The sequence below is a fragment of the Xenorhabdus mauleonii genome, from assembly GCF_900113945.1.
In the GTDB taxonomy this organism is placed as follows: domain Bacteria; phylum Pseudomonadota; class Gammaproteobacteria; order Enterobacterales; family Enterobacteriaceae; genus Xenorhabdus; species Xenorhabdus mauleonii.
Genome location: NZ_FORG01000057.1, coordinates 1 through 4,951, shown reverse-complemented (window position 1 = coordinate 4,951; position 4,951 = coordinate 1). Strand labels below are relative to the sequence as shown.

Annotated in this window: 6 protein-coding genes; 2 read left to right on the top strand and 4 right to left on the bottom strand. The window is 44.6% G+C overall.

Annotated elements, in window-relative coordinates; all coding sequences use genetic code 11:
* The first annotated feature begins 539 nt into the window (after positions 1 to 539).
* On the top strand, positions 540 to 3,029 hold the full coding sequence (locus tag BM100_RS21780; protein ID WP_244590742.1) for a BsuBI/PstI family type II restriction endonuclease: 2,490 nt from the start codon (positions 540 to 542) through the stop codon (positions 3,027 to 3,029).
* 121 nt (positions 3,030 to 3,150) lie between these two features.
* On the opposite strand, the gene ssb is transcribed toward BM100_RS21780, so the two are convergent.
* The 3 genes from ssb to BM100_RS21765 form a co-directional block, all read right to left on the bottom strand.
* Positions 3,151 to 3,663 (bottom strand): single-stranded DNA-binding protein, encoded by a 513-nt coding sequence (gene ssb, locus BM100_RS21775; RefSeq protein WP_092514833.1) that lies wholly within the window; start codon positions 3,661 to 3,663, stop codon positions 3,151 to 3,153.
* Between the two features lie 17 nt (positions 3,664 to 3,680).
* A complete protein-coding gene (locus BM100_RS21770) occupies positions 3,681 to 3,890 on the bottom strand; it encodes a hypothetical protein (protein WP_092514805.1) in 210 nt (69 codons plus the stop codon).
* Positions 3,891 to 3,955: 65 nt separating this feature from the next.
* Positions 3,956 to 4,420, bottom strand: a complete 465-nt coding sequence (locus BM100_RS21765) for an STY4534 family ICE replication protein (protein WP_038240200.1) — start codon at positions 4,418 to 4,420, stop codon at positions 3,956 to 3,958.
* 32 nt (positions 4,421 to 4,452) lie between these two features.
* Here BM100_RS21765 and BM100_RS21760 point away from each other — a divergent pair, with 32 nt between their 5' ends.
* The gene (locus BM100_RS21760; RefSeq protein ID WP_092514831.1) at positions 4,453 to 4,689 is read left to right on the top strand and encodes a hypothetical protein; all 237 of its coding nucleotides are present in this window, start codon (positions 4,453 to 4,455) and stop codon (positions 4,687 to 4,689) included.
* Positions 4,690 to 4,697: 8 nt separating this feature from the next.
* Here the strand turns inward: BM100_RS21760 and BM100_RS21755 are convergent.
* On the bottom strand, positions 4,698 to 4,951 hold a 254-nt coding region (locus tag BM100_RS21755; RefSeq protein WP_175495001.1), incomplete at its 5' end, for a topoisomerase DNA-binding C4 zinc finger domain-containing protein.

Here is a 4,951-nt window from a genome sequence, read left to right as displayed (position 1 = left end):
CCAGTCTTTCTGAGTGTGAGTCATAGTCATACCTGCTTCCCCTTCTTTTGATTATTAAGTGGTGGCGATTCAAGACAGGGATTCTCAGGTACCGGGTACACTCAACCGGCGAGACGTTAGTCTCCCCCGCCTGAACCGCCATAGAAGGGCGATAACAGGCTCACTGGTAGAAACATCCTACCAGTGGAGTGTTTAAGAGGCCTGAGATTCCTCACTATCAGATTTTGCTGATAGCTTTTTTACTTTAACGAATTACGTTATCTAATTCAATAATCGAACGTGTAAGTTTTACAAGTAAATTGAATTAGTTGAATAACTGATGCTGTTTAAATAAAACACTTAAGTTGCATGAGTCAATTGAACTCACAGCCAAAAGAGGACATTACTAATTAAGCGTTGTGTCTAATCTTGGATCAGATCAATCTTCTTCTATTATCTATTTGTAGTAACATTGCCATCCAGCGAAGCGTGTTGACTCTCAGGATCATCTCTGGGAAAGAACAATTTGTAGTTTTGAACTTTTGTAACTAAGTAGGAATATGATGCGCCTGTTGAAATTGGCTGAACAAAACAGAAAAGAAGCGAATAAGCTGCTCAACCCTAAGACCAAATCAGCGCTCGGTCAATTTATGACCCCTGCACCAATTTGTTTGTTCTTGGCAAGTCTATTCGACAACATCAAGAGTAACGTAAAGCTACTTGACCCCGGCTGTGGAGTGGGGTCGCTTTCTGCTGCATTTATCGATCGAGCGTTGAGCCTGGGAGTCGAAAGAGTAGAGCTTGATGTCTACGACATCGAAGATGTGATGTTACCGTTCCTAGATAAAACACTGGAAGCCTGTAGTAAGGAGTTTGGGAAAAATTTTTCATATAAGGTTTACAAAACAGACTACATTATTGATACAAGCCTACTCGTGAAAAATCTTTCCAATAGTGAAGAGATTGAAACGTATAGTCATGTAATTATGAACCCGCCATACAAAAAAATTCTATCTTCCAGCGCTCATCGAATTTCGCTGAGCAATGCAGGCATAGAAACGGTTAATTTATACTCAGGATTCGTTGCCTTAGCTTTAAAACAGTTGAGGCAGGGGGGGGAGTTGGTAGCAATCATTCCAAGGTCTTTCTGTAATGGCCCGTATTATCAACCTTTCCGTGAACAACTACTTTCAGAAACGTCCATCAAGCACATCCATATTTTTGACTCTCGTAATACTGTTTTTGCAGAAGATAAAGTTCTTCAAGAAAATATTATCATTCACTGTATCAAAGGTGTTTCACAGGGTGAAGTAACAATCACTTCAAGCCCAACATCCGATTTTCATCTTGATGAAGAGACTGGGCAAATAACAGCAACAGATATGACTCAACGTAAGGTTTCCATCGACAAGATAGTAAATCCTGCGGATAAACAAAAATTCATTCATATCGCAGCAAGTCCAAGAGAACAACATATTATTGAAAGATTGTCACCTTTCACATCAACTTTAGATGATCTAAAAATTCAGGTTAGCACAGGGCCGGTAGTCAACTTCCGACTTCGAGACGACCTCCGCGAAAATTTGGATTCTGAATCAGTGCCGCTTATTTTTCCCCAGCATTTAAATGGGAAAGTTCATTGGCCTCTCGGCGGGAAAAAACCAAATGCTATAAGGGTCTCCGATTCATCGCGGCCATGGCTTTGGAAGAATGAAGGTTACTTCTTGATTATAAAAAGGTTTAGTAGCAAGGATGAAAAAAAGCGAATCATGGCTACATTGTATGATTCATCCCTTCCAGGTGATTTGATCGGTTTTGAAAATAAAACCAACGTTTTCCATATTAAAAAAGCTGGTATGGATGCAGATCTTGCCCGTGGGCTTTATGCCTATTTGAATTGCACTTTACTGGACAAATACTACCGCCAATTTGGGGGGCATACCCAAGTAAATGCCACAGATTTGAGGTCAATTCACTATCCTTCACTGGAAGTTTTACGGAAAATGGGCCGTGAGGTGGGCGATGAAATTCTTAATAGTAACCACATTGATGAAATCATTAATAGGGAGTTAGACTTGATGACAGAAGGAAAAACTACTGATCCACTTAAAGCGCAAGAAAAAATCGAGCAATCTCTTGAAATATTGCGCTTACTGGGAATGCCTCGTGCTCAAATAAATGAACGTTCAGCTCTGACCTTACTCGCGCTACTTGACCTTCCTCCTGATGGGAGTTGGGAAAAAATACGAAGGCCTATGTTAGGCGTTACTCCGATCATGGATTGGTGTAGAGATGTATACGGCAAAGAATATGCGCCGAACACACGTGAAACTTTCCGCCGACAAACACTTCACCAATTTTGTGATGGCGGAATCGCTTTATACAATCCTGATGAACCAGATCGGGCTGTTAACTCACCTAAATCCTGTTATCAATTAGCATCTGAATTACACGCTGTACTGTTAACTTACGGTACTCCTGAATGGGATATATCAATCAAGGAGCATATGGACAATATTTCCACTTTAGTTGAACAATATGCTATGGCGAGAAAAATGGAAATGATCCCTCTAAAGCTGAATGACGGTACGGATTTAATCTTAAGCCCTGGAGCCCATAGCCAGCTGATCAAGGATATCATTGTTGAGTTTGGACCTCGCTTCGCCCCAGAAGCCGAAGTTATATATATCGGAGATACCGGTGCGAAAGAAGCTCATTTCCGTAAGGAACGACTTGCTGAGTTAGGCGTCATTGTTGACCGTAAAGGAAAATTGCCTGATGTTGTTCTTTATTGGAAAGAACGTAATTGGTTACTGTTAATCGAGTCTGTCACATCTCATGGTCCAGTTGATGGAAAACGCCACGGCGAATTAGCAAAATTATTTGCAAATTCTAAACCCGGATTGGTATATGTCACCGCATTCCCTGACCGTAAAACGATGGCAAAGTATCTTATGGATCTATCGTGGGAAACAGAGGTTTGGGTCGCTGATGCTCCGACTCACATGATACATTTGAATGGCGATCGATTCCTTGGCCCACACACTTAAGCAAACGAACTAATCATACAATTATTAATGAACCCCGAACATCGGCTCCATTTTTTATGGCTTTAGCCAGTTTAATAAGCCCTGTCATCACAGGGCAATACGTTAATGAAGAAAACACCTCTCAGAACGGAATTTCCGAATCCCAGTCGGTGTCATCCTCTTCCGGTAACACTGAGACCTGTACTGGCTGTGTTTTTTTTCTTGCCTGATTAACAGGTTGAGTTGGTAGCTGCTTCTGTACTGGCTTATGTCCAGCCTGCTGAGATGCCGCGTTCTTCAAATCCCCACGACTCCCCAGCATCTGCATCGACCCATTCACATTCACCACTACTTCGGTTGAGTAGCGATCCTGCCCCTGATTATCCTGCCATTTGCGAGTTTTCAGCTGGCCTTCAATATACACCTGCGCCCCTTGCTGCAAATACTCCGCCGCGATATCGGCTAATTTGCCGAAAATGGCAACCCGGTGCCACTCCGTTTTTTCCCGCAACTCGCCGGTTTGTTTATCCCGCCAGTTCTCTGAAGTAGCCAGTGAAAGCGTGGCCACCGTACCGCCGGTCGGCAGGTAACGAATTTCCGGATCTTGCCCCAGATAACCCACTAAAATCACTTTGTTAATTCCGCGTGAAGCCATATTCCTTTCCTTATCGGTTAAACTGACTGACGTTGTGTCCATTGCCCCTGTTTCAGGGCAAACTCCGCCTGTTCGCGGTAGGCAAAATACTCCACGGACTCACGCGAGCACGGCTCTCCCGCATCCATCGTGCCGATATAAAACCCCGCACGGCTTCGCAACACGGTTAACGGTAATTGTTTATGGCAATATTGCAGGGCCAGAACCCCAATCGGTGCAACATTCATCACGGTATCCTGCTGTCTTATTCATAAAGGAATGCCCTGAAAGCTCAGGGCAGGTCGATGGAATATCAGAAGGAATTTTCTGCATATTCTTTTTGCGTAATGCCGTTCTGAGGCGGCATCGAGTCGGATTGTTCAGCCTGATACACTTTCTCCTGACCGATTTTAATCCAGTCAACTTTGATCAGACGGGCTTTCAGGCTGACGCGCTGTTCACCCGCATGATCACCGCGTTTCAGGGTAAAGATATCCGTTGAAGGATTACTTAACGTAAAGCCCAGTAAGACTTTTTTGTCCTCGTCAACCGCTTTCTGGCAACGGCCGACCAGACTGGTTGCTTCCTTGCCGACCACGGTAATATCAAAACGCACATAGACCGGGTTATCACTCGGTCCGTTCAGCGCATTGATCACACAGCTCAGGAACGTTCCACTGGCGGTGCTGACATGGCGGATATTATTCAGATAGCCCAGTCCTTTAATATTCAGGTTGAAATAGTCGTTTTTGGTTAAAGATGGGGTGTTCTCAGACATACGATGTTCTCCATAAAGGTAAAAAATACGGTGTGACGGAGAAAATCCGCTTCCCTGACGGGAATGATTTTTCCCGCCGGGCGTCAGACACCTACGGTGTTGGCGTTCTGATAAAGAATAAAAAAACCTTCACTGCCGTTGGACTGGCAATATCTGCTTCCAAAGGGGGGCAGATGTACCGCAAACAGGCGCTCCCTTTCAGGCTACGGGAGTTTTCGGCTAAAAACTGCGTGATTTTTAAAGCATCCGTCAATGGGATCAATCAATAACCCTATTTTCATGCCGGCGAATTTCCCCGCCGGGTTTTTCGGGAGCCGGTTACCGCGCTGGCATTCAGCATCCCCTTACACGCCGGGTAGCGGGTGCAGCCCCAGAACGGCGTTGTTTTCCCCATGCGTTTTTGCATCGTGCCGCCACAACGTGGGCACGCCGGGGTTTTCGGCAGGGTAAACTGAATCGGCTGCGCCTTGCCCTTTTCCATTAAATGAGCCAGCCATTGCGCCTGTTTCTGCATAAAGCTATCCAGTGTGG